The sequence below is a fragment of the Streptomyces sp. NPDC059003 genome (assembly GCF_042740445.1).
Lineage (GTDB): Bacteria > Actinomycetota > Actinomycetes > Streptomycetales > Streptomycetaceae > Streptomyces.
The window spans coordinates 1-1,367 of record NZ_JBHYJH010000437.1 but is presented as its reverse complement, the minus strand read 5'-3'; the positions used below and the strand labels follow the sequence as shown (position 1 = coordinate 1,367).

The 1,367-nt window shown below is 70.4% G+C and carries 1 protein-coding gene; it reads right to left on the bottom strand.

Annotated features, from left to right (window positions below; genetic code table 11):
- Positions 1 to 81: 81 nt before the first annotated feature.
- Complete coding sequence (locus ACFWZ5_RS46420; RefSeq protein ID WP_384893345.1) at positions 82 to 651, bottom strand: hypothetical protein; 570 nt, start codon at positions 649 to 651, stop codon at positions 82 to 84.
- Positions 652 to 1,367: the final 716 nt, after the last annotated feature.

Below are 1,367 nucleotides of genomic sequence, written 5' to 3'. Positions count from 1 at the left end.
GAGTAGTTCTGCCCGGCCGTAGCGCGCAGGCGGTCCCCATCGAGGTGCCCGGGCCGGTGGTCCAGGCGGTGAGCCCCCAAGTCATGTCGGGGCGTCGAACAAGGAGGGGGTGGCGTGGAGTTCGTCCAGCCAGCCCAGGAGCCGCGGCAGGTTGGCGGTCGGTCCGAAGGTGAGGTAGGTGCCGTCGCAGCTGGTGCAGCCGAAGGCTTGCGCGATGCGTAGTCGGCGCCGGGAGTTGACGCGGCCCATGTGGACGGCAAGACCTCGCTCGTAGGCCTGCAGGGCCAGGCTGTGGGCATTCGGTCCGGTCTTCCAGGCGGTGGATCCTGCGAGGAACAGCACGTCGAAGCGGCCCCAGGGGATGAGTCCGTTTTCGCTGCCGTCCTGGGCAGCGAAGGCCACCGGTATGGACAGGCTGTGCATGCGCTCCAGCCATGGCAGCGACTCCGCCAGGGCCAGGGTGCCTTCGGGGGACATGGGGACGTCGGGGGCTACTGCCCACAGGCAGCGGTCGCGGCCGTAGCGGTTGAGGGTGGCCTTCAGCCAGGCGAACGAGGCTTCGGCACCGGGCCAGCCCTTGCCGAACTTGCCGTTGTCGCAGGCGTACGTCGCTCCGGTGGGGATCGTGTTGCCCTGGGCCGGGGTCGTCATGCAGGCCAGGCGTCCGGCCCGCATGACCGCCCAGCGCCGGATGGCGTGGCCAGGTACAGCATGGCGCCGCAGAGGGTGGGGAGGGGCAGAGGTGAGTGACTCGCGTGCGGACACGGCATTCCTTGGGTCGTGGTGTTGAGGGTTCATGCGAGCGGCCGGTTGGCGGACAGAGGCGGGGGCCGGGGCGTGCCCGAGGATGCGGCTCTGCTTACTGATCACGCGGGGGCCGGTCGCAGCGGGCCGCTCCGGCGCCGCGGCTGAGCGCGGCGAGGGCGTCGCGCCAAAACGGAACCTGTCCGCCGACGGGGCGGGAAGACGCTACTCGAACACCGCTCTCCGCGCTCCCCTGCTGAACTGCGTCTTTGCTCCTCCAGGGTTCGGGGGCAACAGTCCGTGGCTGGGTTGGGCACGCCGAGCGGCCCCTTCCTCCAGGGGCGGACCGGGCGGGCGGTGTCGAGCTGAGTGAGAGTCCTGCGGCGCGAGGGATCCCAGCCCGGCTCGCGAACGGCACGAATCCCGCCCTGAGGGAAATGGTTGCCTTGGCTCCCGTGCTGCGGGCCTCGACGGCAGTAAGGCGCAGGTGGCACCTGCAGCGTGGCCTGCTCAGATACGGTCGAAGGCGATGCTTTGCGGCTTCGCGATGTCCATGGCCATTGCCGGTGCGCCCCAGGGGGCCTTGCTGCGCTCGGATTCCTGGTGGCCGCTGCCCGTCAGTG

What these genes read in the sequence shown, in the direction of transcription:
- ACFWZ5_RS46420 (WP_384893345.1), bottom strand. Translation starts at nt 651, where the DNA reads ATGACGACCCCGGCCCAGGGCAACACGATCCCCACCGGAGCGACGTAC.